The following is a 26,185-nucleotide window of genomic DNA, read 5'->3' as shown; positions in this document are numbered from 1 at the left end:
AAATCGAATCCTCGGAGGTACCGAACGACGTTGCCGACCCGGAATCGCAGCGAAACGACGTCGAATTGAAAGTCGACGGCCTCGTCAAGCGCTTCGGCGGGATTACGGCCGTCGACGGCGCGAGCTTCGAGGTCGAATCCGGCGCAATGACCGGCCTGATCGGTCCGAACGGCGCGGGGAAGTCGACGACGTTCCACTGCATCACCGGCATCCACCGTCCGGACGGCGGATCAGTTCAGTTCCAGGGGCAGGACATCACCGGCATCAGGCCCCACCAGTGTGCCGACTACGGACTCGTCCGAACGTTCCAGATCGCCCGCGAAATGGCCAACATGACGGTCCTCGAGAACCTCATGCTCCCGGCGAGGGGGCAGTCGGGCGAGCAGCTCTGGCGGTCGGTGATGCCGTTCGCACGTCAGGAGGTCGAACGGGAGGAACGCGAACTGCTCGAGCGGGTGTGGGACGTCCTCGAGTTCTTCGAGATCGAACACATCGCCGAGGAGAAGGCGGGCAACCTCTCGGGCGGACAGCGAAAACTGCTCGAGATGGCGCGGGCGCTGATGATCGAGCCGGAGATGCTGTTGCTCGACGAGCCGTTCGCGGGCGTCAACCCGACGCTCGAGCACAAACTCCTCGATCACATCCACGAACTCCGCGAGGAGGGGTACACGTTCCTGATCGTCGAACACGACATGGACCTTATCATGGAGAACTGCGAACGCGTCATCGTGATGCATCAGGGTTCGGTGCTGGCCGAAGGGGTGCCCGAGACGATCACGTCGAACGAACAGGTTATCGAGGCCTACCTCGGAGGTGAGGTCTGATGTCGATGCTCGACGTCAGCGGACTCGACGCGGGCTACGGTGACCTCCAGATCCTGAGCGACGTCGACCTCGACGTCGCCGAAGAGGAGTACGTGGTCATCGTCGGCCCCAACGGAGCCGGGAAGTCGACGGCGATGAAGTCGGTCTTCGGACTGACGACGTACATGGGCGGCTCGGTCGAGTTTCGCGAGGAAGAGATCACCGGACTCTCGCCCGACGAGATCATTCACAAGGGCGTCGGCTACGTCCCCCAGAACGACAACGTCTTTCCCACGTTAACGGTCGAGGAGAATCTCGAGATGGGGGCGTACATCTTGGACGAGGTGCCCGAGGAGGCACTCGAGAGCGTCTACGCCCAGTTCCCCATTCTGCGGGAGCGCAAGGATCAGAAAGCCGGCTCGATGAGCGGCGGCCAACAGCAGATGGTCGCGATGGGGCGTGCGCTGATGCTCGATCCGGATCTGTTGTTGCTCGACGAGCCGAGCGCCGGTCTCGCGCCGGATCTGGTCGACGAGATGTTCGACCACGTCGACGCGATCAACGACAACGGGACGGCGCTGCTCGTCGTCGAACAGAACGCGAAGAAAGCGCTCCGTCGTTGTGACCGGGGCTACGTGCTCGTCCAGGGACAGAACCGCTACGTCGACTCCGGCGACGCGCTGCTGAACGACGAGGAGGTCCGCCAGCAGTTCCTCGGCGGCTAGTCCTCGTTCGAGTCGGAGTGAGCCATTTTTGCGGCTTTGTGGCGGTTCGAGCCGGGAGTAAATCGATGCGCTCCGACTAGTGCGACGAACTCGAACAGGGTACTCGCGCTGGCAACAGTGATTGCCACGTCCTCCCCAGCCGATTGCTGCTCGCGGGCCGTGCGCGGCGCGACGCGCCGCGAACTCGAGGCGGTGCAACCGCCTCGCAGCGCCCGTTCGCATGGTCTGCGGGACCTTCTCCCGCACTACTCGCGACGACCTCTCGCGAATTTGCCTCGCGGTTCGCTATGCGCTCACGGCTCCCGCTGGTCGCCGTTCGCTTTTTCGAGGCCTCACGGTGTTCGGTCACGCACTGCTCACCGCGAGCCAGCGCACGCCGCCGCCGAACGGCCGCTCGAGAGGGCGAGAGACACGTGTGATCCGTCTTTCTACCGAGACACCAGTCAAACAAAAATCGGATCGGTCTTCGGTCGCCGCTCAGTTCGACAGCGCGGACTCGAGTTCGCCGCTGTAGGAGCCCTGCTCGGATTCGAAGGAGACCTGGTTGAGTCCCTCGCCGCCCTGTTCGTCTTCGAACGCGCTGACGAACTGTTCGGACAGCTGCTGGCCGTAGTCGTTGTTGACGTACAGCGTCGCGACCGTCTCCGCATCGAGACGGTTCGCTGCGACTTCCGCCATGACCTGTCCCTGTAGCAGGTCGCTGGGGGCGGTCCGGAAGAAGTAGCCGTCGTCCTCGATGTTCGAGAGGCTGAGCGCCGTACTGGACGGCGAACACTGGACGACGTTCGCACTGCTACTGTTTCCGACGAACGAGACGGTGTTCCCGGACGACCCCGCGCCGACGATCGACGGGTACCCTTGGTCGATGAGCGCACCACCGTTACTGATGGTGGTGTCCTCGTCCGTCTCGGTGTCCTCGATCGCCAGGTCGATGTCGAAATCGGTGCCGCTGAACTGGTCGGCGGCGAGTTCGCCGGCCTGAATCATCGGCGTCCCGAGTTGTCCCAGGTCACCCGTGTCCGGGAGCAACATCGAGACCATCACTTCGTCGCGGTCCGTTCCGCCGGGGGCGTCGTCGTCCATTTCGCCGCCGGCCTCGGACCCCTCGAACGTGACCGTATCTACCGTCTCGACGCCGTCCCCGCCGAGTTCCCAGACGTCGTAGGCCGCCTCCGCCGGATCACCGACGTCGTCGAAGTCGACCGTACTCGAGGCACCCTGGTAGTTGATGTCGTCGCCGTCGGCAGCCGCCGCGGCCGCCTCCTCGAGTTCGCCAGGGCCGTACTCGTCGCCCTCGGGATTCGCGATCCTTCGCATCTGGTTGCGGATCGCTTCGCCGTCGTTCTCACCGGCCGCGATGTTTGCCAGGATACACACGGCGACGGCGTCGAACGTGTGTGCGGTGAAGACCCCGGGGGACGCGTCGTACTCGTCCTCGTAGAGGTCGCTGTACGCGTCTTGGTTCGGTCCGTCCGAGGACGGTCCCGTCCCGGTGACGTTCTCCATGTCGTTCCCGACTTCGTTCGGGAGGTCGCCGTCTTGCATCCCGTCCGGAACGATGATCTCGGTTCCGTTGTCGTGGTCGGAGTAGAAGTCTCGGAAGATCTGAATTCCGCTCTCCGGATAGCCGATGATGTTCAGGACGTCCGGTCCCTCACCGCCGACCTCGTCCTCGTCCCCGATACAGCCGGCGAGGCCGACCGTACCAACGGCACCGATACTACCGAGCACCCGTCGTCGATTGAGTCGCTGCACCATGGGTAATAGTGGCAACAACCCCTATATATGTCTTTTGTGAACGGTGTTCACGGTTTCTGAGGAAGGCACAACCACCAGAATCAGCCGCTACTACTCCGCGTATGCTTGAATACGGACAGTTTCTGACGAATTCAACTGCGACAGTCGCAGAACAACTCGAAGCGTCGATTCCGCGCAGCGCCGTTCCGCGCCGATCGTGATATAGTTACGCACACCCAGGGTTGGGATAATACTACGAGTTACCGAACGCTTTTGAGGAACGTGGTCGTTGCCTCGGGCAATGAACGGGAGGGTTCATCAATGACCATGGAGGATCGGATCGACGAACTCGAGGAGCTTCGCGAAGAGGCTCGTCTCGGTGGTGGCGAGGAGCGGATCGAGAAACAACACGACAAGGGGAAGATGACCGCCCGCGAGCGGATCGACTACTTCCTCGACGAGGGAACGTTCACGGAGTTCGACCAGCTACGGACCCACCAGACGAGCCAGTTCGGGATGGAGGAGAAGAAGGTCCCCGGCGACGGCGTCGTCACGGGATACGGTGAGGTCAACGGGCGCACAGTCTTCGTCTTCGCCCACGACTTCACCGTTTTCGGCGGCTCGCTCGGCGAGGTCTTCGCCGAGAAGATCTGCAAGGTCATGGACATGGCGATGGAGGTCGGGGCCCCCATCGTCGGTCTCAACGACTCCGCCGGCGCACGCATTCAGGAGGGCGTCAAGAGTCTCGCCGGCTTTACCGAAATCTTCCGCCGGAATCAGGAAGCCAGCGGCGTCGTGCCGCAGATTTCCTCGATCATGGGCCCCTGTGCGGGCGGTGCGGTCTACTCGCCGTCGATCACCGATTTCATCTTCATGGTGAAAGACACGAGCCACATGTACATCACCGGCCCCGGCGTCACCAAGACCGTCACCGGGGAGGAAGTCACACATGAGGAACTCGGCGGCGCCATGACCCACGCCGGGAAGACCGGCGTCGCCCAGTTCGCCTGCGAGAGCGAGGAACAGGCCCTGGACGATATCAAGCGACTACTCTCCTATCTCCCGCAGAACAACGTCGAGGATCCGCCGCGCGTCGAGCCGTGGGACGACCCCGACCGACGCGACGAGGAACTCAAGTCGATCGTCCCGCCGAGCCCCCAGAAGCCCTACGACATGACCGACGTCATCGACAGCGTCGTCGACGAGGGCTCCTTCTTCGAGGTCGCGGACAACTTCGCCAAGGAAATCGTCGTCGGCTTCGGCCGTCTGGACGGCCGCTCGGTCGGGCTCGTCGCCAACCAGCCCCGCGTCAACGCCGGCACGCTCACCGTCGACTCCTCGATGAAGGGCTCGCGATTCATCCGCTTCTGTGACTCCTTCAACATCCCCATCGTCACATTCGTCGACGTCCCCGGCTACATGCCCGGCACCGATCAGGAACACCGCGGGATCATCCGCCACGGTGCGAAACTCCTCTACGCGTACTCGGAGGCGACCGTCCCGCTGCTCACCGTCATCACCCGGAAAGCCTACGGCGGCGCCTACTGCGTCATGGCCTCCAAGAACCTCGGCGCCGACGTCAACTACGCCTGGCCGACCGCCGAGATCGCGGTTATGGGTCCACAGGGCGCGGTCAACATCCTCTACCGCAAGGAGCTCGCCGAGTCCGACAACCCCGACGAACTCCGCGACGAACTCATCGAGGAGTACCGCGAGGAGTTCGCCAACCCGTACACTGCAACGGACAAAGGCTTCCTCGACGACGTGATCGTCCCAACCGAAACTCGGCCGCGGCTGATCGACGACCTCGAGATGCTCGAGACGAAACGCGAGTCGAACCCGGACAAGAAACACGGCAACATCCCACTGTAACGAGTCCTCATGGCATCACAGAAACAGACGAACCCGGCCGATGCGAGTCAGCCCGCGGTGGACGAGGGAACCGAGACGACCGCGAGCGTGATTCCGTCCGACGTCACCCTCGAACTCCCCGACGATGCGAACGACGAGGAAGCCGCGGCGATCGCGGCGGCCGTCGGGGCGCACCTTCACGATCACGCGCTGGCGGTCGCCGCGGCGGCGGCCGCGGGCGGCGAGGAGACGTGGGACGACAAGCGCTGGTCGTTCGCCGGCCGGATTCGAGCCCAGCAGTCACGAACCGTGCGCGTCCCACGCGATGCGCCGACGAACGGCTGGTCCGCTGCCGGGCGAACTGATCGGTTCTGACGCGGATTCGGCTGCCGTCTTGCCCTCGAGTCACGTTATTTCGTCGAACGCAGGGTCGTCCGGTGACCCTCGAGTCCGGCCGTGCGTGGGTCCTCGCTTGCGGATCAATGAATGCAATTAAGAGACCCCACACACAACCCCCGAGCATGGCCACGGAAACCGAGTCTACGACGGATATGGGTGTTGGACTGGCGCTCGCGCTCGGCGCGGTCGCGTCGATCGGTGCGCTGTTGATGTTTGTCGGTGCACCGGACATGACGGCCGCCTGGGGATTCGCGGCGGCGATGCTCTTTAGCTCGCTGGCGGTCGTCGGCATCCACCTCTACTGGGACTGACGGTCGCAGGCGCCGAATCGTCGGCGACAGTCAGCGCGATCGAACCCGAAACGGCCTATAAAAGTTAAGAGCGACGACGCCCTAGAGACAGCTACGGACGATGACCGACTACTCCAACGAAGAGCAGCGAATTCTCTCACACCTCCGAGAGAGTGCCGCCCGAGGTGAACAGTACTTCCGGGCGAAGAACATCGCGGACGCGATCGGATTGTCATCGAAACAGGTAGGTGTCCGTCTCCCCCACCTCGCGGAGAAGACCGACGAGGTCGACATCGAGAAGTGGGGCCGTGCCCGTTCGACGACCTGGAAAGTCACCATCAGTTGAGTCCGCGTACACCCGCGTTCGCGCCGTGTCCGGACGTCGATCCCCGCTTCGGTCCACGGTCTTTTTAGTAGTGACTCACGCAGGTAGAGGCATGACTGTACGGGTCGACCGTTCGTTCGAGCTGTCGGCATCACCCGAACGCGTCTGGGAGTTTATCGCCGACCCGGAGAACCGAGCCCGGGCGATCAGCGTCGTCCAGGAGTACACCGTCGACGACCCCGAGGGGCGGCGAGTGACCTGGCACGTCGAGTTACCGATCCCGCTCGTCCGAAAGACCGTCGCCGTCGAGACCGAAGACATCACCCGCGAGCCGCCGGAGTACGTCGAGTTCGTCGGCAAATCGAAGGTGATGCAGGTCACCGGGAGACACGAGATCGTCGAGACGGCGGACGGGACCCGCCTCGAGAACAACTTCACCGTCGACGGGAAACTCCCCGGCGTCGAGAAGTTCTTCAAGCGCAACCTGGACGAGGAACTCGAGAACCTCCGCCGCGCGCTCGAGCGCGACCTGCAGCGGACCCAGTCGGAGGGATCGTAATGAAAACCTCGACCGGCGACGAGTTGCGACTCGCACTCGCCCAGATCGAGGTCGAACCCACCGAGGTCGACGCGAACGTCGAGCGAGCGCTCGAGGCGGTCTCGAGCGCCGCCTCCCGGGGCGCGGATCTGGTCGCGCTGCCCGAACTGTTCAACGTGGGCTACTTCGCGTTCGACAGCTACGAGCGCCTCGCCGAACCCTTCGAGGGGGAGACGGTCACGCGGCTTCAGGAGGCGGCGGCCGAGCACGACATCGCCGTCCTCGCGGGAAGTATCGTCGAGGATCTTGCGGCCACCAAGACCGTCGAGACGCCCGCCGAGGAGGGGCTCGCGAACACGGCCGCGCTGTTCGACTCGAGCGGCGAGTTACAGCTCGTCTACCGGAAACACCACCTCTTCGGCTACCAGTCGGCCGAGTCGGAACTGCTCGTCCCCGGCGAGCGCATCGGGACGGCGGCTGTCGGCGGCGTCACCGTCGGGGCGACGACCTGTTACGACCTGCGGTTTCCGGAACTCTACCGACGGCTGATCGACGCCGGCGCGGAACTGGTGCTCGTCCCGAGCGCGTGGCCCTATCCGCGGATCGAACACTGGGAGACCCTCTCGCGTGCCCGCGCGATCGAAAACCAGTGTTTCGTCGCGACGATCAACGGCTCCGGCGAGTTCGACGACGCCGACGCGACCCTGCTCGGCCGCTCGACGCTCTACGATCCCTGGGGAACGACGCTGGCCTCGAGCGGCGACGATCCGGCGCTGGTCGTGGCCGACGTCGATCTCGGGTCGCTCGAGCGCGTTCGCGAGGAGTTTCCGGCGCTCCGGGACCGACGGCTGTAGTCTCGAGGCGTTGCATCCGACCGCTGCACGCGCTATCGCGTAATTCGTGTTCCCCGCTCGCCCGAACCGTGGGGAGTGTCGTCAGGTGACGAGACGGTCCCGGGACCGCTGACTTTTTATCCCGTGGCGGTAATTGTTCGAGTGCCGGTTGACAGGCGCTTTTCACGTCACGACCGGCATTGCGCGTCGCTCCGGCCCGTCGCTCGCTCGTCTCCCGGGAACGAGCGACTCACTCCGCCCCACGTCTCGTCCACCCCTCGTCCACATCCTTTCGGATGAACTAACTCGAATCCGTGTTCCATAGCCGTTTCCCCATCCATCCAGCAGCGACCCGTTGCGAAAAAGTAACGTAGCCGGTTCGCGTCTGTTTTCCCAGGAATGTTTAGGAAGGTTCTCGTCGCGAACCGAGGGGAGATTGCCGTTCGAGTGATGCGAGCGTGCGAGGAGTTGAATATCGGCACCGTCGCCGTCTACTCCGACGCCGACTCCGACTCCGGACACGTCCGCTACGCCGACGAGGCGTACAACGTCGGTCCCGCCCGAGCGGCGGACTCGTACCTCGATCACGAGGCCGTCATCGACGCCGCCCGCCGCGCGGACGCAGATGCGATCCACCCCGGCTACGGCTTCCTCGCGGAGAACGCCGAGTTCGCGAGCAAGGTCGAAGACGCCGACGGGATCACGTGGGTCGGTCCCGCGAGCGACGCGATGGAGTCGCTGGGCGAGAAGACCAAAGCGCGGACGATCATGAATGAGGCCGACGTGCCGATCGTTCCCGGGACCACGGATCCCGTCACCGACCCCGAGGAGGTCGAGGCGTTCGGCGAGGAACACGGCTACCCCATCGCGATCAAGGCTGAAGGCGGCGGTGGCGGCCGCGGGATGAAGGTCGTCTGGGACGAAAGTGAGGTCGAGGACCAACTCGAGAGCGCCCAGCGCGAGGGCGAGGCCTACTTCGACAACGACTCGGTCTACCTCGAGCGCTACCTCGAACAGCCGCGCCACATCGAGGTGCAGATCGTCGCCGACCAGCACGGGAACGTCCGCCACCTGGGCGAGCGCGACTGCTCGCTCCAGCGGCGTCACCAGAAGGTCATCGAGGAGGGACCGTCTGCGGCCCTCTCGGACGAACTGCGCGAGAAGATCGGCGAAGCCGCCCGTCGGGGCGTCTCCGCCGCGGAGTACACCAACGCCGGCACCGTCGAATTCCTCGTCGAGGAGGAGGACCGCGAGCCGGGCGAACTGCTCGGTCCCGACGCCAACTTCTACTTCCTCGAGGTCAACACCCGGATTCAGGTCGAACACACCGTCACCGAGGAGATCACGGGTATCGACATCGTCAAGCGCCAAATTCGGATTGCCGCCGGCGAGGAACTCGACTTCGAGCAGGACGAGGTCGACATCGACGGCCACGCGATGGAGTTCCGAATCAACGCCGAGAACGCGGCCAACGACTTCGCGCCGGCGACCGGCGGCACGCTCGAGACGTACGATCCGCCGGGCGGCATCGGCGTCCGACTGGACGACGCCCTGCGTCAGGGCGACGACCTCGTCACCGACTACGACTCGATGATCGCCAAACTCGTCGTCTGGGGCGAGGACCGCGACGAGTGTATCGAGCGCTCGCTGCGCGCCCTGCGGGAGTACCAGATCGCGGGGATTCCGACGATCATCCCGTTCCACCGACTCATGCTCACCGACGAGGAGTTCGTTCGGAGTACGCACACGACGAAGTACCTCGACGAGGAGATCGACGAGAGCCGCATCGAGGAGGCCCAGGAGCAGTGGGGCGGCGACGTCGGCGACGGAGCCAGCGGCGACGAGGAGAGCGTCGAACGCGAGTTCACCGTCGAGGTCAACGGCAAGCGCTTCGAGGTCGAACTCGCGGAACACGGCGCGCCCGCGATCCCTGCCGGTGACGTCGACGGCGGCGGCCAGGCCGAACCGCCACAGCCCGCGGGTGGAGAAAGCGGCGGCGGCGACCTCGAGGGCAGCGGCGAAACGATCGACGCCGAGATGCAGGGAACCATCCTCGACGTCGAGGTCGAAGTCGGCGACGAGGTCGCCGCCGGCGACGTGCTGGTCGTCCTCGAGGCGATGAAGATGGAGAACGACATCGTCGCCTCCAAGGGCGGCACCGTCACCGAGATCGCCGTCGAGGAGGACCAGAGCGTGGATATGGGCGATACGTTGGTCGTCCTCGAGTAGGGCGGATCTCGGTCTCGGATAGGGCGATTATTTTCTCGAGGCGGGTTGCTTCGGTCGACCCGGCTGGGTCGACTCCCGTCGATCGAACGGACAGCTAATTCCCGCCCGTGATCGCGGACTCGCTCCTGGGAGTATCAGTGAATATGTGCGGGCCAGCAGTGAAGTGGGGGCACCCGAAACGGCCGGTGCACGCGGCCTCGAACGGTTGCAGTTCGACGCCGCTGCGACGACACCGTGCCGCCCGATCGTTCCTGACGATCGGTGCGCGGATGACACGCCGAACGATCGGTTCGGGTAGCGTTCGGAGCGACACCGGGTCGGGGTGGTGCCCGATCCGGCGTCTGACTGGTCAGTCATTGGTGCTCCGGCTACCCACCCTCTCGTTCTCGATAGCGAACGACGAGCGCTCTGCTGCGCGAGTCTCTCGGACCGTTTCGACGCGGTTTCCGTGAGGAAGGGTGTTCTGCTGCCGATGGCGACGATGAGTTCCACGTCCGTCCCAACCGATCCGCTCACTTCGTCCGCTCACGGCGCGTTGTGTCGTCTGCTCGCGGGCCGACGGCCCGTCTGCTCACGGCGCGACACGCCGTCTGCTCGCGGGCCGACGGCCCGCTCGCATAGTCTGCGAGATCTCTGATCTCGCACTATTCGCATGGCGTGCGGACCGCTGGTTCCGCACTGTTCGCTCATCCAACGGAAGACGCGCTGCGTCTTCCAAGCCGTCGCTCACTCCGCTCGCGACGACCTCGCACAGTTTCGTCCGCGATTCACTTCTCGTTCATCGCGGGACGGCGCGCGCCACCGCACGCGGTTCGGTCGGAGGGGAACTGGCTCGATCAATCATTGACGGAGACGCCGTCGCTCGAGTCCCACGGCAACGGTCCGTCGTAGCCGTCGGGAACGAACGGACAGAGCGGATCGCTCGAGAGCGGGTCGCCAGTGTGTGCGTACGCGCGGGAGCGACTACCGCCGCAGACGGTCCGATAGGGGCAGGCGCCGCACTTGCCCGTGAGTCGGTCGCGGTCGCGCAGCGATTCGAAGAGCGGCGACTCCCGGTAGAGTTCGTGGACCGGTTGGTCGCGGACGTTGCCGGCCGATTTCGGCAAGAACCCCGAGGGGAAGACCTCGCCCGTGTGACTGACGAACGCGAAGCCGTCGGCGGCGACGATACCGGTGCGTCGCCGGAGGCCGGGGTTCGCCGCTTCGCCGTCCGGATCCTGGGACACTCTCCGCTGGCGTTTGATCGACACCCGCCGGTACTGCGGGGCTTCGGTGGTCTTGAGCCCGAACGGCTCCGCCCGACTCACGTCGTCGAGCCAGGCCATTACCGTGTCGGCCTCGTCGGGATCGATCGGCTCGAGAATCGCACCGCGACTGATCGGAACGAGGAAGAAGACGCTCTACATGACCGCGCCGACCTCGCCCACGAGGTCGCGGATCGCGGGGAGTTCGCCGACCGTTTGCCGACAGACGGTGGTGTTGACCTGCACCGGGAGGCCGACGGCTCGAGCGTCCTCGACCGCACGGACGGTCTCCGCGAAACTTCCCGTCTCGCCCCGGAAGGCGTCGTGGGCCTCGGGCGAGGCGCCGTCGAGGCTGACGGCCACGCGTTTGAGTCCGGCGTCGGCCAGCGCTCGAATTCGGTCGGTCGTCAGCGAGCGGGTGCCACTCGGGGTGATCGTCATCCGCAGGCCCAATTCGTCGCCGTAGGCGATCAGTTCCTCGACGTCGTCTCGGACGAGCGGGTCGCCGCCCGAGAGCACGACCAACTGTCCGTCGCCGAACGCAGCGGCCTCCTCGAGCAACCGTTTCCCCTCGGCGGTCGAGAGTTCGTCCGGGTGGCGGTTCGGCTGTGCGTCGGCGCGACAGTGGTCGCAGGCGAGCCCGCACGCCTGGGTGAGTTCCCAGATGAGAACGAGCGGTCGCTCGGCCGCGTCGAGGGTACCGGGGCGCATCGTCGACTATCGGCGAGGATCGGTTGAATAGCTCTCCGTCGTTCCCGTCGATCGGGAACACCGCCGAACGAGTTCGGCACGAGTGCTCGACGTTCCCACGCGATGGGAGTTTCAGTAACGCTCTTCGACCGGGTTCCCTACGTGCTCGTATGGTCGAGAAGGCACGACGCGAGCGCGTAGCTACCGACGAACGGGGTAATCCGATCCGGCAGTGGGAGGTGTTCTGTCGCGACGAATCGGGCGATCCGCTGCGTCACGTCGGCAGCGTCGCCGCCGCGAGCGGGACGGAAGCCCACGAACACGCCTCGAGGCTGTTCGGCTGGTACGCCGTCGACGTCTGGATCTGTCCGGCCGACGACGTGGAGCGCTACTCGACGCGGGGCCTCGAGTCGACGGACGAACGCGAGGACGAGAACCGGACCGAACGGGACGAGGGCGGCGAGTGCGGCGAACCGCGCGTCTACGAGGAAACCGAAGGCAAACCCCGCGACGGCGAGGCTCGGGTGACCGACACGTGATCTCGATCAGCAAACTCCTCTGTGATCTCGACGCCGAGGGGGACGGGTTGCGGTACGACGCGGCCGACGGCTCCTCGAAACCGCAGATCACCGAGGACAAACAGCAAAAGCCGGTCGTCGTCTGGAACGCGACCCGACGGTGCAACCTCTACTGCTCGCACTGCTACGCCGGCGCCGACTTCGAGGCCGCGCCGGGCGAGTTCTCGACGACCGAGGCGAAGACGTTCCTCGAGCAACTCGCCGACTACGGCGCTCCAGTCGTCCTCTTCTCCGGCGGCGAGCCGCTCGTCCGGGACGACCTGATCGAACTCGTCGACTACGCCGCGGATCTCGGCCTTCGGCCGGTGCTCTCCTCGAACGGCACCGTGCTCACGCGGGAGAACGCCAAAGCGCTTCGAGACGCCGGTCTCCAGTACGCGGGAATCTCGGTCGACGGCCTGCCCGAGCGAAACGACCGATTCCGGGGGCAAGACGGTGCGTTCGAGGCCGCCGTCCGGGGCATCGAGAACTGTCTCGAGGTCGGGCTCAAGACCGGGCTGCGGTACACGATCACCGAGGCCAACGCGCCGGATCTCGAGGGGGTCGTCGACCTGCTCGCCGAGAAGGGACTCGATCGGTTCTGTTTCTACCACCTCGATTACGGCGGCCGCGGAGCCGAGATCGTCGATGCCGACCTCTCTCCCGCGGACAAACGCGAGGCCGTCGAGCGCGTCGCCGATCTCACGCTCGAGTACCACGACCGCGGCGAGGAGATCGAGACGCTGCTCGTCGGTAACTACGCCGACGCCGCCTTCCTCGTCGAGTACGCCCGGGAGGAGTTCGGCGAAGCGAAAGCCCGAGCGGTCGCCGACCACCTCGAGCGAAACGGCGGTGATCCCACGGGCGAGCGGATCGCGGACGTCGACTACGCGGGCAACGTCCACCCGACCTAGTTCTGGCAGGGGTACAGTCTCGGCAACGTCCGTGACCGTCCGTTCGGCGAGATCTGGGAGGACGAGTCGAACCCGCTCCTGTCCGCGCTTCGAAATCGGGAGGAGTACCTCACGGGGACGTGTGCGGAGTGCCGATACCAGTCGATCTGTCGCGGCGGATCCCGATTGCGGGCGCTCGCGACGACGGGTGACCCGTTCGCTCCCGATCCGCAGTGTTACCTCTCCGACGACGAACGATGTAGTGACACCCCATCCGGGAGCATCGCGGACTGAGGCGGCTGCTCGAGTGTACTCAGCCCCGTCGCAAGAACGTCGGTCGCGGTCGGCTCACTCGCCGCCGACGTGGACGCGAGTCACGTGCCCGCCACAGCCACACTGATCGACGTACTCGAGTCCGATATCGTCGAACGGCTCCTCGAGCGCGTCCCAGAGGTACTGCTCGGGCCGACCGTGATCGCGGTGCGTGACGAGATTGACGTGCGTTCCGCTCGCCGTCGCCTCGACCGCGTCGACGGCCTGTTCGACGACGAGGTCCCGGTCCGCCGCGTGGTACGGCTGCTCGAGGTTCGCGGACCAGGAGACGTCGTGGTCGCGCCGGGTCACGGGTTCGATGGTCGGGTCGGTACTGTTGCTCATAGTCGATACGTCGGTACTAACGGCAGTAAGCCCTGAGACGAACACGTTCGGGCTGCAACGGGGTGGGTCGCGTTCCCGACCGAGTCACGGCGCGAACAGGAACGGGTACAGCAGGGCGATCCGATCGCCGTCCTCGAGACGCGACTCAAGACCGTCGAAATGGACGCTGAACTGCCCGTTGAGGCAGATTCGACCGTACGGTCTGCACCGATCGTCGTCGGGCGGTCGCCAGCCCGGGAACTCGCCCGCCGGGCGGGCCCAGAGACGTGCCATCGGATCGGACTCGCGTTCGAGGTCGACGTCGAAGAACGCCTCGAGGTCGTACGTCGCGGCGAACGCGGCGAGAAACGTTCGGAGTCGGTCGCTCGCGACGGCGAACTCGAGTTCGCGGCTGCCGACGGCGTCGCGAACGTGGCCGGTACAGCGAACGGTGACGGTCGTCGCGCTGTCGGCCCGACTGGAGTCGACCTCGGCTGACATCGTGCGCAGTGTTTTCGGGAGGGACCCAAAGCGCTGCTCCGAACGTGTTCGCAGCCGTTCTCAACAGCAGAACATGAACGGGTAGATGAGGGCAACGCGGTCGCCATCCTCGAGTTCGGTCTCGAGTCCCTCGTAGTGTTCGTTGAACCGGCCGTTGATACAGACGCGAGCGAACGCCCGGGTCTGCTCGCCCTCGGGGTTCTTGCGCCAGGTGCCGGGCAGGTCGTCCGGCGCGGGTGCCCAGCCGTGGGCGGTCGCATCCGCTTCGGTTTCGGCGATCAGCATCTCCTCGACGTCGTACTCGGCGAAAAAGGCCTCGAGGAAGTCTCGGAGTCGGACGCCCGGAAAGGTGAACTCGAGTTCGTGAGTGCCGACGGCGTCGCGAACGTGGCCGGTACAGCGAACGGTGACGGTCGTTTCCGGCTGCTCCGCTTCTCGCGCGTCTTGCTGGATCGACTCGGCTGTCATACCTGATGGTACGACCGCGAGGCGCAACCGTTCGATCCCGAACGTGTTCGGACACAACTGGACGGCAGTGGCTACCTGAGTGGGAACTATGAACCAGATTCCAGGCGGACTTCGGACGGACCAGCAACCGCCGATGGCGATCCCGCTCGGCCACTTCGTCGTCGGGCTCGCATTTCTCGTGGCGGGCGTCGTCGGCGGGACCGTCATGGCCGTCACGACGGTGCCGGGGCTGTCGAACGCCGCCCACGTCCACCTCCTGTTGATCGGCTGGATCGCGATCACGATCATGGGGGCGATGACGCAGTTCGTCCCCGTCTGGTCGGGCGTGACGATCCACTCGCGGCGACTGGCGGTCGTCCACCTCGTCCTCGTCGCCGTCGGCGTGCTCGGATTCGCGGCTGCACTGCTCGCGACGGCGCTGTCCTGGCTCCCCGTCGCGGCCACAGCCCTCCTGATCGGACTCTGGCTCTTCGTCTACAACGTCGGTCGAACCCTGCTACGGGCACGGCCGTTCGACCTGACCGAGCGACACTTCGCGTTCGCGCTCGCCTGTTTCGCGCTCGCCGCGCCGCTCGGGTTCCTCCTCGCCGTCGACTTCACGGTCGGCGTATTCGACTCGGCCGTCGTCGCCAGAGGCGACGTGTTGCTGGTCCACACGACGCTCGCGCTCTTCGGCGCCGTCCTCGCGACCATCGTCGGCGCGCTCGCCCAGCTCGCGACGATGTTCACACAGACCGATCGAACGCCGTTCGACGACCGGCTGCTCGGACTCGAGCAACCGCTGTTCCCGGCCGGTCTGCTCGTCTTCGCCGCGGGCCGCGGGCTGGGTCTGGAGCCCCTCGCTCGAGTCGGCGCACTCGCCCTCCTCGTCGGGCTCGCCGCGTTCACCGTCGTCGTCGCGCGTCAACTCGCGCGATCGACCGTCGACCGCTCGCCGATGATCGCACGGTACTGGGTGGTCGCCGGGTCGCTGTGGGCCTGGATCGCCCTCACCGTCTCCGCGTGGTGGCTCGAGCCGCTGAGCTACGCGACCCTGTTCGGCCACCCCGACGCCGCGAACCTGCTCCTCTTCGGCGTCTTCGCCTTCGTCGTCGTCGGCTCGCTCTACCACATCGTCCCCTTCATCGTCTGGCTCGAGCGCTACAGCGATCGGCTCGGCTTCGAGCAGGTGCCGATGGTCGACGATCTGTACGACGCCCGACTCGAGCGAGCGGACTTCGGGCTCACGCTCGTCGGCCTCCTCGGGATGACTGCCGGCCCGCTGTTCGAGCTTCCGACCGCAGTGATAGTCGTCGGTTCGACTCTCGCGACGCTCGGGTTCTGTCTATTCGTCCTGAATATCCTCCTGACGATCCACCGACACGCATCCGGTGGGATCAGTGGCGTCCTGAGAGGGACGCTCGGGTCGACCGACGAATCCGTGGCGGCGAGTGCAGGCGATCCCGACGTCGGTGGCGTCCCTGACAAGTAGTCGAACGCCGCATCGGTCGTCGAGGCCGGCTCGGCGCGGTTATTCCTCGGGCTCGACCTCGACCTCCGGATCGTACCGCTGTGACTCGATCGTCCCCACGACGAGTTCGCCGTACTCGGCGGCGGTCAACTCGCCGCTATTGTACGCCGTCGTCCACGCCGTCTCGACCGTCGCGGAACCGTACGACGCCGGCGCGTCGTCGAGGATCGTCGCCCCCAGTGCGACGGCGTCGTAGCCGGCGTCGACCAGCGCCGCGTAGCCGCCCGCGATCAGGGCGACGTCGTGGAGGTTCCCCTCGTCGTGGCGGTCCGTGTTGACGTACTCGATCGTCAACACGTCGCGTTCGCGTTCGATCGATTCGACGACCAGATCGTACTCCTCGAGCGTCGATGCGAGTTTCTCCGGATCGTCGATCTCGGCGCTCGCGAGTTCCGGGATCCGCTCTTCGAGTACGTCCGCTCGCTCCCTGACGGGGAGGTCGGGAACTCGTTCCGAGACCGGCCACTCCTCGTTCGGTGGAAACTCCGTTCCCATCTCCTCGATACAGCCGGCGAGTCCGACGGTCGCGGCTACTGCGCTCGCCTGGAGGAATCGCCGCCGCGTCGTCTCCCCGGCCGACGTCGTCAGGTCCATGCGTACGGATTCGTCGTCTCGCGGGAAGTCGATTCCTTCTGCAAACGCCGGCAACGGGATAAAGGCGCGATTTCACGTAGGGGGGCCTAGCTGAATGGCGCTAGAGCTGTACAACGTCGGCCTGGTCGTGATCGGTGTGGCACTGTTCGGCGTCGCCGTCCTCCCCCGGTTCGTCTCCGATCGGGCGATCTCGATGCCGATCTTCTTCGTCGGCTTCGGCATGCTCGTGTTCGGACTGCCGATCGGACTCCCCGCACCGGATCCCCTCGAGCAGGGGACGACGACGGAACACCTCGCGGAACTGGGTGTGATCATCGCCCTGATGGGCGTCGGGCTGAAGATCGATCGACCGCCGGGGCTACGCGCGTGGGCGTCGACGTGGCGGTTGCTCGCGATCACGATGCCGCTGTCGATCGCCGGCGCAGCGTTGTTGGGGTGGTGGATCGGCCTCGTGGTCCCGACGGCGATCCTGTTAGGGGCGTGTCTCGCCCCGACCGACCCGGTGCTGGCGTCGGAAGTGCAAGTCGGCGGCCCGGGGATGGGTACCGAAGCGGAATCCCTGGAGGAGGCGGCGGGACAGCAAGACGAGGTGCGGTTCGCGCTCACCTCGGAGGCCGGACTCAACGACGGGCTCGCGTTTCCGTTTACGAACCTCGCGATCGCGGTGGCCCTCGTCGGGCTCGCGCCCGGCAACTGGCTCGGCGAGTGGCTCATCGTCGACGTCGGCTACCGAATCGTCGTCGGGGTCGTCCTCGGGGTCGTCCTCGGCTATCTGACCGCTCGCCTCGTCTTCGCCACGGAGCCCGACACACCCGTCGCGAAGTCGGTTCAGGGGCTCGAGGCGATCGCCGGAACCCTGCTCGTCTACGGGGCGGCCGAACTCCTGGGCGGCTACGGATTCATCGCGGTCTTCGTGGCGGCGCTGATGGTCCGCCACTACGAGCGCACGCACGATTACAATCAGTCGCTCCACGAAGTGAGCGAGTTCGCCGAACAGGTGATGATGGCCCTCGTCATGGTCTTCTTCGGCGGCGCGATCGTCGGCGGCCTCCTGGAGCCGCTCACGGTCGAAACGTTCGTCGTAGCGGTCGCGATCGTCTTCGTCGTCCGTCCGCTCGCCGGCGCGATCGGTTTTCTCGGATTCGACCGCGATCCCGCCGAACGAGCGACGATAGCCTTCTTCGGCGTGCGCGGGATCGGCTCGTTCTACTACCTCGCCCACGGGCTGAACGAGGCCGCGTTCCCCGACGCGGGCCTGCTGTGGGCCATCGTCGGCGCCGTCGTCCTCATGTCCATCGTCGTCCACGGGATCACCGCGACCCCCGCAGTCCGGTGGCTCGAGGCGCGAGCGGCGTAGCGCCGTCAGCCCGCTCGCTCGAAGAAGATCGTCCAGCAGACGGCGGCGTACAGGACGGCGCCGAGGACGGCGAGCCGGTAGTGGGCGGTGAACGCGGTCGGCGGGACGCTGGAGGCGGGTACGATGGCGAACGCGAGTCCCAGCAAGGCGACGAGCGCGGCGCAAGCGGCGCCACCGAGGAACGCTCGCCCGCCGACGCGGCGGCGATCGCTCCGACGGTAGAGGTCGGAGACGACGACCGCGAAGCCGACGAGCGCGGTCGCCTGAAGGCCGGCACCGACGCGAAACGGGGTGCTACCGCGGAAGTCGATCGCGAGCAGTGCGGGACCGGCGACCCCGGCGGCCAGCACGACGCCGACGAGCGCCGGTTTCGGCGAGGCGACGAGCACTCGCGGCAGCAGTCGGAATCCGACGGCGAACACGAGCAGCGCCGCCGTCCCGGCCGCCAGCACGTGGGTCGCTGCCGGACCGGACGCGGCGAGTACCGGTAGCTCGAGGCCGACCTCGGCCGCCAGTGGCAGTGGGGAGCCGACGAGCAGATAGGTGAGCACGACGGGAACGGTGGCATTGGCGATCCGGTCGATCCGCTCGCGATGGGCGTCCGTCGTTCCGGTACCGGTGGCGCCGCCCGTCGGATTGTCCCGGACGGTCCAGCCGAGCGTAGCGACGAGGACGAGACAGCCGACGAACCAGCTCGCCGCACCGACGACCCCGACGGCGGGTGGGCCGATTCCGGCTCCGGACGCAAACGCACCGACGGTACCGACCAGCGCGAGCGGGAGGTGGAGCGCCGGCGCGTACGGGACCGCGAGATCGTGGGCGAAGTACGACGGGAGCAGCGTGTAGGCCTTCCCGAAGACGACGTGGAAGACGAATCCGAAGACGCCGAGCGGGACGGTCGCTCCTCGCGGCAGGCCGATCGCGACGGCGACGTGCCACGCCACGAAGAAGCCGATACCGGTCGCGACGAACGCGCGCGACCGTCGCGGCGGCCGTCCCGGCACCCCCGCCATCGGTCAGAACGGCGATTGCTCGGTCGTCTCGGTCCCGCTTCCGTCCCGATCACTGCTCGGACTCCGCTCGAGGGAGTCACGCGGGACTTCGCCCGACTCCCGGAACTGCGCTTCGAGGCGCTCGAGCGAGGCGTCGAGCGCGTCGGCCTGGTGGTGTGACGGGTGCACCCGAACGCGGACGAGTTCGTACTCGTGGCGGTGCGCGAGGCCGTTCCACGCCCGAAAGGCCCCCTTGATCAGTGCGTCCGCCGCCGGGCAGAACTCCGTCGTCGGCGTGAACTCCGCTCGGAGGACGGACGGTTCGTTGGCGTCGACGGCGTAGCGAAAGCCCGACTCGGGATGTCGCCGATCGAGGTTGAGGCGTGCGAGATTGTAGCCGAACGTCGCGTCGTAGACGCCGCGCTCCTCGAACAGGGCTCGAGTGAGTCGGTGGAAGGCGGCGTGATCGTCGCCCGCGAGCACGGCGTGGCCCTCGAGGAACGGGCCGGGTGTGGGGACGTGATCGGGGACGAACGTTTCCCACCCGTCGAAGCCGTCGGTATCGCGGTTAGTCTCGGCCGAAGAGGCGTTATCGGCGGTGAAGGGATTCATTACGACTAGCAATAGAGCCGCGGTGTTCCAGTAATATGCCCCGAACATATTCCCGGTATCACCCATCACAATGGTTGCCTGTACGGTGAATATTACCGCCTGAATAGTTCAGGATATCATTTATATATTTATATTAAACTTCTAAAAAATAGAAAAATAATCAGTGATGTACAGTAACATACCTTGTTGTACAGTATTGTCCAACAAGGTGACGTTGGGGCCAGAGGATTTATATTCGGTGACTGTAAGAGTCTGGCCAATGCTACTCTCAGTCGACCGATCGGATACCGCTGCCGTCCACTCAGTCAGTTTTGACGTCATTACCGCAATCGCCGAGCGAGAGGGTGTCGATCCGATGGATATCGAACCACCGGAGTACGAAGCGCTGTACGACGCCATCAATCCGGAAGCCCTCGACGCACTCTTTGCGCCGCGAGAGGACGGCACCCCCCGAGCGCCCGGTCGCGTCGAATTTCCCTTCTGTGGCTATCAGGTCGTCGTCTCGAGTGATGGCGAAGTAAGCGTCACCGACCTCGATACCGGACGATAAGGTTCGCGATCGGTACGTTCCCCGTCGCCGCTTCATCTCTCTCATCGATGTCACCTCCCGAGCGCAACGGCCGATACGAACGTCCACGAGACTCGAGTTCCGTTCGCAGTGATCCGTTAGCTCACTCGCTCGCACAGGCCGCTTCGAAGACGGTCTCGTGAAGCCGATTCGTGACGATCTCCATCAGCGGTTCCATATTTTTCGTGTCCGCACGGTTGTACTCGACGAGCGTCTCGAGTGCGCCCTCGTCGCCGGCCTCGTACTCGTGCCAGAGCCGGACGGCGTCGCGGCCGGAGAGATCGGGCATTTCTCGGTCGATACCCAGGTCTGTTTCGATGGCCTTCAGTCCGCCGTCGAGACCGATCTTCTTACACGGATACATGAGGTCGACGTGTGGCGTCGCGACGTCGATATCGTAGCAGGTCTCGAGGAACGGCACGTCGAACCGCTGGCCGTTGAACGTCACGAGCAGCGACGACGCCTCGAGTTCGGCCTCGAGACGCTGACTCGTCAGGTCCCGACCCCGGACGAAGGTCTTCGTCTCGCCGCCGCGATGGACGCTGACGGTCGTGACGTCGTTACAGCTCGCGTCGAGGCCGGTCGTCTCGATGTCCAGAAAGCAGGTGTTCTCGCGGACGTTCTCGTAGCAGCGCCACCGGCTGGCTGCCGGCAGCGCCTCGGTGAAGACGGAGACGTCGCCGCGCTCGAGGTGGGCTTTGCCTTCCTCGATGAACGATTCGATACGGTCGGCCAACGTGGTGCCGACGACGCTACCGTCGAACTCGTCCCAGTGGGTGATCCCCTGTTGCCAAAGCTTGCGTTCGGTGGTTTCCCCGACCCCACGGACGGGAATGAAACTGTTCTCGATTCGCACACCAGTGACAGGGGGACGAGCGAACTAAAAGCGATTGGATCGGGTCGGGCGGTTGTCGGTCTCGGGCGAAAATCGAGTGCGTAGTAGCTGTCGACCGAGAGTAATACGAACCGACTGTGAATTAGCTGCGGAGTGACCGCGGATCGCTTCCGATCAGTTGCCGTCGGAGCTGTTGTCCGAGAGGTACAGCGTCCGATCGATGATGCCGACGGCCGCCTCGCCCCACCGCTGGACGGCGCTCCCGTCCGAGTCGGGGATCTCGATGACGATTCGGTCCCGTCCGATACTCACGTCGCCGTCGGGGGTCGAGTCGCGGTCGGCGAAACTCCGCATCTGGTACTGGAGCAGCCGCTTCGTCGAGCCACTGATGTCGACCGTCTCCGTGTCGAACTCGAACAGCAGCACGGCCCCGTCGCGGTCGTCGTCCTCGCTTCCGTAGACCTCCGCCGTCACCTCGAAGTGGTGGCTCGAGAGCTCCGGGGCCGGTGCGTTCTCGTTGAGCGTCTCGACGGCTTCTTCGACGGTCACGTCGTCTGCGTCGTCGAACTCGAACGCACTATCGTCACCGCCGAACGGGTCGGCAGCCACGTCCGTCGCGGTCTCGGGTGCCGCGTCGGGCTCGGTCTCGAGGGCGGTTTCGTCGTCCGAATCTTCACTCCCGAGGGCGTCGGATTCGTCGTCCGGTCGCTGAAGCGAGTCGGGCGGACCGTCGGACTCCACCTCGTAGACGTCGACGCCGGTCTCGCCCGGGGGTTCCGTGCCAGTCTCCGTCGTCGGCTGACTGTCCGTATCGGCTTCGGGGACGTCGCTGTCACCGGCCACGCTCGCGTCGTCCGATCCCGTCGGCCTCGAGTCTGTATCGGCATCCGTCTCGTCCTCTTCGAACGCGAGAACGTCTGTGTCGGTCGACGGGGAGTCAGCGGTCTCGTCGGACTCGGTGGACTCCTGGCCGACTGCGTCGGGTTCGTTCGACTCGGTGGCTGCCGAGCCGTCGCCTGAGTTCGTCTCGTCCCTTTCGTCGCCCCGATTCGCATCGACACCATCGGCCGAATCGTTCGGTTCGTCCGGATCGGTATCGACCGTCTCGTCTGCACCGACTGCGCCGTCCGCCTCGGTCGCGTCGGCTGCTTCGGCTGGGTCGGACGGTGCGGCCGATTCGACCGGGCCCGCAGCGATGATTTCGGACTCGTCGATGCTCGTGTCCGAACCATCTGTCAGGGCACCGGCGATTGCCGGCTCCGACGGTCGGATCGCCTCGCGGTCGAGCGGGGTCGCGTACCAGGCCGTTCGATCGGGTGAGGTGATGAATCGCCCGCGATTGCTGGCTGCCCGTGGGTGGACCGGTTCGGCCGTCGCCTCGTTCGTCGCCGACTCGGTGTCGTCTCCGTCCAGAGCGGACTCGGCGGCCGCATCGTCGTCTTCAGCCTCTCCACCGGCGGCTGACTGCTCGAGGTTGTCGGCATTCGGGCTCTCTTCGGTCGCCGCTGCTTCGTCCACGTCGTCGCCAGCAGCGGGACCACCGGCCTGTGGCGGCTGCTGACCAGCTTGCGGATGCTGGTACCCCTGTCGTGCCGTTTCGCCGGCAGCCTGTTGTGGCGCTTGCTGTGGCCCCTGTACCTGTTGTCCCTGTGTCGGCTGTCCCTGTTCCTGTCCGTTCGTCGGACCGGAACTGATCGTTCCGCCGCTCAGATGGAGCTGTGTGCCGCCGTTGCCCGGCGCGTTCGAAATACCGTCCAGCGCGTGTGCGATATCCATCAAATCGTCGTCGACGTTGTCCTCCAGCTTGTCGATCTTGTCCCCGACACTGCGGAGTGCGAGGGCGACGTCCCAGAGCACGACGACGCCGAAAAAGATGAGCGCAAGGAAAACGGTTACTGCAGCCCCTACGAGAAGCTGAATGTCAAGTTCGACCATATATGGTACTCTGTAATCCGATAGGTCGTTCGATATATAGACCTTCTGCCGTAACACCAATAACACTGGACTGTTACCGTTTAGGACGGTCGTTACAGGCGATTTCGTTCGGTGAAGGTCCGACCCACGATCCGACTTTTCAGGCTCGAGACCGTCGGCCATCTCGTCAAGGTCGCCGATCGCATCGACGATTTCGATGTCCAGCGTGCCGCGTGGGATCCGTTCGCTCACGCCGTCGATCCGCGACGCTCCGGTGAGGGAGAGATCGGCGTAATCGACCGTCCGGGTCGTCACCGGCTCCGACTCGTCCGTCCCGTCGTGTTGGTCCGTGGCGGCGAGGTCGCCACTGCCGGTGACGAACAGTCGATGTCGCGATCCGAACTCGTCGTCCCCGAGCAACCGGTGACAGACCGCCGCGTGTGCGTCCGGCGTTCCGTCCCAACGAGCAGGATGGTACAGCCCTCGCGTTCGAGTGTTACGAGCGGTCGTGCTAGGCTGCCCCTGCTACCAACTCACCACCACGGTCATCGTCCATCTCTCGTTTAGATCTATTAGTGTGTTATCGAATATCGCGGATAGTTCGCCCCATCCCGGTCGACTGCAAAACCAGTCCGCTGATCGACTCGAGAGATGTGGTTCGGCCGACGGACTCGACCGACCGGATTTTTGCACTCGGCGTCCGTAGGCCAGCTATGGCCGACTACGACGACGAACTCGCAGCCGCCGTCCGCGAGCTCACGCGAACGATCGACGATCTCCGGGCGGAACTCGAGTCCTCGCACGGCCGTCCTCGACTCGGGCCGCCGGCACTACGACCACCGACGCCGCGAGAGCTCCTCCGCTTCGCCGACGAGATCGCCATCCCCGCCGCGATTACCGTCCTCGAGACCAGCGTGCGAGCGCTCGAGGGGTTCCAGCGCGCAATCGAACTCACACGCACTGAACAGGAGGTTCGCGACCGGACCACGGAGGCCGCAGACACCGCCGGCGAGCGTGCGAGCGCGCTGCGACGGACGACGCTCTCCCAGCTCGACACCGTGCTGGCACAACTCCAGCGAGCGACGACCGCAGAATCCGACACGTCGAACGAGCAGCTCGACGAGTTGCTCGCGCAGGCCCGTGCGTTACGCGACGACGTCGACAGCCGACTTCGGGACGTCGACGACGACCTCGAGCGACCCGAGTCGTCGACGGACGCGATTCGGATCGACATCGAAGACGGCGGCATCGACGAAGTCGGGGATGCCGACAGCCCCGCCGACGCGGAACGCGACGAACCGGCCTCGCGCGTCGACGTCGACGCCGAACTCGAGACCCTGAAAGATCAGTACGGCTCAGAGGAAGCGGACTCAGGTGATGCAAATCCTGCCGAACAGGACGAACACGCTGCCGGCGAATCCGACGCTGACGATGGCAACGACGATTCAACCGGGAGCGACGAAAACGGGAGGAGCGATTCTGATCTATCCCATTCCGACGACTCCGACACAGATGCTGACGGAGCCGACGCCGATTCGGACTCCTAAACCGGTTCGAACCACGGCCGGAGCGAAGCTCCTACCTGATTCGAACCGGCTTCACAGAGATGCAAGGAGGAAGCCCACGGCTTTAGCCGTGGGAGGAATCCGACAAGACTCGAACCAATCTACGAGCGATAGCAGTCTGACTCTCCCACGTCAACCTGAATTATTATAAATAACTAATTCGATATGTGAATTAACGATGGAGGTGATTCGTACCGTCAAAGTCAAACTCGACGTACCCGCAGAGCGGTGCGACGATCTCCATCAGACAAAAAATCAGTTCATCCACTGTGCGAACACAACGGCTGAGTGGGCGTGGAGACACCCACACGATTACTGTGTGACCTCAAAACAAAAAGCCGAGAACGCCCTCTACGAGCAACTTCGTGGCGAGACTGAGTTGACTGCGAATCTCGTCCAGAAAGGGATTCGACGCGCTATCGAGGCCACCAAAAGTGGTGTCTCCCGACTCAAGAGCGGCGACAACACTAGCCAACCGCACTTCAATGCGTGGAGTGTCGTTTACGACAAACGCTCTGCGACCTTCCACCGTGACCACGTTTCGCTTTCCACAGTGAACGGGCGTGTTGAGTGCGACTACGTGATTCCTGACGACGCCGAGGGAACACCGATTGGCAAGTACCTGCTGAACGAGGACTACGAGTTCCGTATGTCCACACTTCAGTATGACCGCTCCACGGAGTCGTTCTATCTCCACGCACGGATGCGCCGAATCGAAAACGACGATCGAGAGCAGTCCACGGCTTCTTCTGATACCAAGCACCGAACAGTCCTTGGTGTTGACCTGAACGTGGACGGCTCACTCGCCGTAACTTCTACGGGCGCGTTTATCGGGAACGCTGACGAGATGAACCATCGGCGCCGAGAGTTTGAGAAGACTCGGGGGTCGATGCAACAGGCGGGTACGCGGTCGGCACACCTGTCGATTCAGTCGATGAAGGACCGCGAACACCGCTGGATGCGGGATGAACTTCATCGGGCATCCAACCAGATTCTTAAAGAGGCTCGTGACCACGACTGTACCCACATCGCGTTCGAGGACCTGACCAGCATTCGTAATCGAATAATTGGTGCAAAGCGATTCCACACATGGGCGTTCGGCCGCCTGTACCAGTACGTCGAATACAAGGCAGAGATGGTCGGTATCAAAGTCAACCAAGTGAGTCCTACGTACACATCTCGGAGGTGTTCGTCATGTGGGTTTACCCACGAGTCAAATCGGCAGTCAAAGCACCAGTTCGTCTGCCAGAAGTGCAAGTACGAACTGAACGCGGATTACAACGCGAGTAAGAACATCGCTCGTAAACTTCTCAAGCAACTCCATTCGGGGCAGAAGTCTTCGGGTGGAGGCGCACCCTGTCAGTGTGCGCTAACGTCAGGGACGCTGAACCTGAATGGCGATTTCCACGCCTCCGACTTTGCGTCGGTAGAAGGGGAGTCCACTGACAAGCCCACGACTTCAGTCGTGGGTCACTGACGTCTGCGTCTGTCGCTCACGGGTGCTCGCCACAGAACGCAG

Annotated in this window: 24 protein-coding genes and 2 pseudogenes; 16 read left to right on the top strand and 10 right to left on the bottom strand. The window is 64.7% G+C overall.

Translation table 11 applies throughout. From position 1 onward, the window contains the following. Window positions 1–2 precede the first annotated feature (2 nt). Together ACSFC7_RS14520 and ACSFC7_RS14515 are read left to right on the top strand one after the other, a co-directional pair. The gene (locus ACSFC7_RS14520; protein WP_436347966.1) at window positions 3–824 is read left to right on the top strand and encodes an ABC transporter ATP-binding protein; all 822 of its coding nucleotides are present in this window, start codon (window positions 3–5) and stop codon (window positions 822–824) included. After that, complete coding sequence (locus tag ACSFC7_RS14515) at window positions 824–1,528, top strand: ABC transporter ATP-binding protein (RefSeq protein WP_436343540.1); 705 nt, start codon at window positions 824–826, stop codon at window positions 1,526–1,528. The genes ACSFC7_RS14520 and ACSFC7_RS14515 overlap by 1 nt, the downstream gene beginning before the upstream one ends. A gap of 477 nt (window positions 1,529–2,005) precedes the next feature. Here the strand turns inward: ACSFC7_RS14515 and ACSFC7_RS14510 are convergent, their stop codons facing one another. Further along, window positions 2,006–3,286, bottom strand: a complete 1,281-nt coding sequence (locus ACSFC7_RS14510; protein ID WP_436343539.1) for an ABC transporter substrate-binding protein — start codon at window positions 3,284–3,286, stop codon at window positions 2,006–2,008. Between the two features lie 306 nt (window positions 3,287–3,592). Here ACSFC7_RS14510 and ACSFC7_RS14505 point away from each other — a divergent pair, with 306 nt between their 5' ends. The 7 genes from ACSFC7_RS14505 (at window position 3,593) to ACSFC7_RS14475 (ending at window position 9,730) form a co-directional block, all read left to right on the top strand. Beyond that, window positions 3,593–5,137, top strand: a complete 1,545-nt coding sequence (locus tag ACSFC7_RS14505) for an acyl-CoA carboxylase subunit beta (protein ID WP_436347965.1) — start codon at window positions 3,593–3,595, stop codon at window positions 5,135–5,137. 9 nt (window positions 5,138–5,146) lie between these two features. Beyond that, window positions 5,147–5,491, top strand: coding sequence for a hypothetical protein (locus ACSFC7_RS14500; protein ID WP_436343538.1), 345 nt, complete (start codon window positions 5,147–5,149; stop codon window positions 5,489–5,491). A 146-nt stretch (window positions 5,492–5,637) separates the two neighbouring features. Continuing rightward, a complete protein-coding gene (locus tag ACSFC7_RS14495; protein WP_090306643.1) occupies window positions 5,638–5,826 on the top strand; it encodes a DUF7525 family protein in 189 nt (62 codons plus the stop codon). 100 nt (window positions 5,827–5,926) lie between these two features. Further along, entirely contained in the window at window positions 5,927–6,151 is a 225-nt protein-coding gene (locus ACSFC7_RS14490) for a DUF7123 family protein (protein WP_436343537.1), read from the top strand. Between the two features lie 91 nt (window positions 6,152–6,242). Further along, window positions 6,243–6,689, top strand: a complete 447-nt coding sequence (locus ACSFC7_RS14485; RefSeq protein ID WP_436343536.1) for an SRPBCC family protein — start codon at window positions 6,243–6,245, stop codon at window positions 6,687–6,689. Beyond that, the gene (locus tag ACSFC7_RS14480; protein WP_436343535.1) at window positions 6,689–7,522 is read left to right on the top strand and encodes a carbon-nitrogen family hydrolase; all 834 of its coding nucleotides are present in this window, start codon (window positions 6,689–6,691) and stop codon (window positions 7,520–7,522) included. Before ACSFC7_RS14485 ends, ACSFC7_RS14480 begins: the two co-directional genes overlap by 1 nt. A gap of 378 nt (window positions 7,523–7,900) precedes the next feature. Then, window positions 7,901–9,730, top strand: a complete 1,830-nt coding sequence (locus tag ACSFC7_RS14475; protein WP_436343534.1) for an acetyl-CoA carboxylase biotin carboxylase subunit — start codon at window positions 7,901–7,903, stop codon at window positions 9,728–9,730. Between the two features lie 836 nt (window positions 9,731–10,566). On the opposite strand, the pseudogene ACSFC7_RS14470 reads toward ACSFC7_RS14475, so the two are convergent. Then, window positions 10,567–11,685: pseudogene (locus ACSFC7_RS14470) on the bottom strand (TIGR04053 family radical SAM/SPASM domain-containing protein). Between the two features lie 149 nt (window positions 11,686–11,834). Between ACSFC7_RS14470 and ACSFC7_RS14465 the strand changes: the two are divergent. Next, window positions 11,835–12,203 carry an Htur_1727 family rSAM-partnered candidate RiPP gene (locus ACSFC7_RS14465; RefSeq protein ID WP_436343533.1) on the top strand — a complete coding sequence of 123 codons (369 nt, stop codon included), beginning with the start codon at window positions 11,835–11,837 and terminating at the stop codon, window positions 12,201–12,203. Continuing rightward, a pseudogene (locus ACSFC7_RS14460) lies at window positions 12,200–13,408 on the top strand (TIGR04347 family pseudo-SAM/SPASM protein). Before ACSFC7_RS14465 ends, ACSFC7_RS14460 begins: the two are co-directional and overlap by 4 nt. Before the next feature lie 54 nt (window positions 13,409–13,462). Here ACSFC7_RS14460 and ACSFC7_RS14455 read toward each other — a convergent pair. The 3 genes from ACSFC7_RS14455 to ACSFC7_RS14445 form a co-directional block, all read right to left on the bottom strand. Beyond that, window positions 13,463–13,771 carry a CGCGG family putative rSAM-modified RiPP protein gene (locus tag ACSFC7_RS14455; RefSeq protein WP_436343532.1) on the bottom strand — a complete coding sequence of 103 codons (309 nt, stop codon included), beginning with the start codon at window positions 13,769–13,771 and terminating at the stop codon, window positions 13,463–13,465. Window positions 13,772–13,855: 84 nt separating this feature from the next. After that, window positions 13,856–14,251, bottom strand: a complete 396-nt coding sequence (locus ACSFC7_RS14450) for a pterin cluster protein (RefSeq protein WP_436343531.1) — start codon at window positions 14,249–14,251, stop codon at window positions 13,856–13,858. Between the two features lie 60 nt (window positions 14,252–14,311). After that, the gene (locus tag ACSFC7_RS14445) at window positions 14,312–14,719 is read right to left on the bottom strand and encodes a MoaD/ThiS family protein (RefSeq protein ID WP_436343530.1); all 408 of its coding nucleotides are present in this window, start codon (window positions 14,717–14,719) and stop codon (window positions 14,312–14,314) included. Window positions 14,720–14,807: 88 nt separating this feature from the next. Here ACSFC7_RS14445 and ACSFC7_RS14440 point away from each other — a divergent pair, with 88 nt between their 5' ends. Continuing rightward, on the top strand, window positions 14,808–16,190 hold the full coding sequence (locus tag ACSFC7_RS14440) for a hypothetical protein (RefSeq protein WP_436343529.1): 1,383 nt from the start codon (window positions 14,808–14,810) through the stop codon (window positions 16,188–16,190). A gap of 39 nt (window positions 16,191–16,229) precedes the next feature. Here the strand turns inward: ACSFC7_RS14440 and ACSFC7_RS14435 are convergent, their stop codons facing one another. After that, the gene (locus ACSFC7_RS14435) at window positions 16,230–16,823 is read right to left on the bottom strand and encodes a twin-arginine translocation signal domain-containing protein (protein WP_436343528.1); all 594 of its coding nucleotides are present in this window, start codon (window positions 16,821–16,823) and stop codon (window positions 16,230–16,232) included. Between the two features lie 94 nt (window positions 16,824–16,917). On the opposite strand from ACSFC7_RS14435, the gene ACSFC7_RS14430 reads away from it, so the two are divergent. Beyond that, a complete protein-coding gene (locus tag ACSFC7_RS14430) occupies window positions 16,918–18,180 on the top strand; it encodes a cation:proton antiporter (protein WP_436343527.1) in 1,263 nt (420 codons plus the stop codon). A gap of 5 nt (window positions 18,181–18,185) precedes the next feature. On the opposite strand, the gene ACSFC7_RS14425 is transcribed toward ACSFC7_RS14430, so the two are convergent. Beyond that, entirely contained in the window at window positions 18,186–19,193 is a 1,008-nt protein-coding gene (locus tag ACSFC7_RS14425; protein WP_436343526.1) for a hypothetical protein, read from the bottom strand. Between the two features lie 3 nt (window positions 19,194–19,196). Further along, window positions 19,197–19,832 (bottom strand): hypothetical protein, encoded by a 636-nt coding sequence (locus ACSFC7_RS14420; RefSeq protein ID WP_436343525.1) that lies wholly within the window; start codon window positions 19,830–19,832, stop codon window positions 19,197–19,199. A 211-nt stretch (window positions 19,833–20,043) separates the two neighbouring features. Here ACSFC7_RS14420 and ACSFC7_RS14415 point away from each other — a divergent pair, with 211 nt between their 5' ends. Continuing rightward, entirely contained in the window at window positions 20,044–20,334 is a 291-nt protein-coding gene (locus ACSFC7_RS14415) for a HalOD1 output domain-containing protein (RefSeq protein ID WP_436343524.1), read from the top strand. A gap of 121 nt (window positions 20,335–20,455) precedes the next feature. Here ACSFC7_RS14415 and ACSFC7_RS14410 read toward each other — a convergent pair whose 3' ends face one another. Further along, entirely contained in the window at window positions 20,456–21,208 is a 753-nt protein-coding gene (locus ACSFC7_RS14410) for a ribonuclease H-like domain-containing protein (protein ID WP_436343523.1), read from the bottom strand. Window positions 21,209–21,361: 153 nt separating this feature from the next. Beyond that, window positions 21,362–23,581 (bottom strand): DUF7504 family protein, encoded by a 2,220-nt coding sequence (locus ACSFC7_RS14405; protein ID WP_436347964.1) that lies wholly within the window; start codon window positions 23,579–23,581, stop codon window positions 21,362–21,364. A gap of 233 nt (window positions 23,582–23,814) precedes the next feature. On the opposite strand from ACSFC7_RS14405, the gene ACSFC7_RS14400 reads away from it, so the two are divergent. Both ACSFC7_RS14400 and ACSFC7_RS14395 read left to right on the top strand, forming a co-directional pair. Beyond that, window positions 23,815–24,648 (top strand): DUF7547 family protein, encoded by an 834-nt coding sequence (locus ACSFC7_RS14400; protein ID WP_436343522.1) that lies wholly within the window; start codon window positions 23,815–23,817, stop codon window positions 24,646–24,648. Window positions 24,649–24,844: 196 nt separating this feature from the next. After that, entirely contained in the window at window positions 24,845–26,143 is a 1,299-nt protein-coding gene (locus tag ACSFC7_RS14395) for an RNA-guided endonuclease InsQ/TnpB family protein (protein ID WP_436343521.1), read from the top strand. Window positions 26,144–26,185 lie beyond the last annotated feature (42 nt).

Origin of the sequence: Natronorubrum halobium (genome assembly GCF_051351675.1) — an archaeon.
Classification (GTDB): Archaea; Halobacteriota; Halobacteria; order Halobacteriales; family Natrialbaceae; genus Natronorubrum.
The sequence above is the reverse complement of the archived record's forward strand: the minus strand, read 5'-3'. Positions and strand labels throughout refer to the sequence as shown.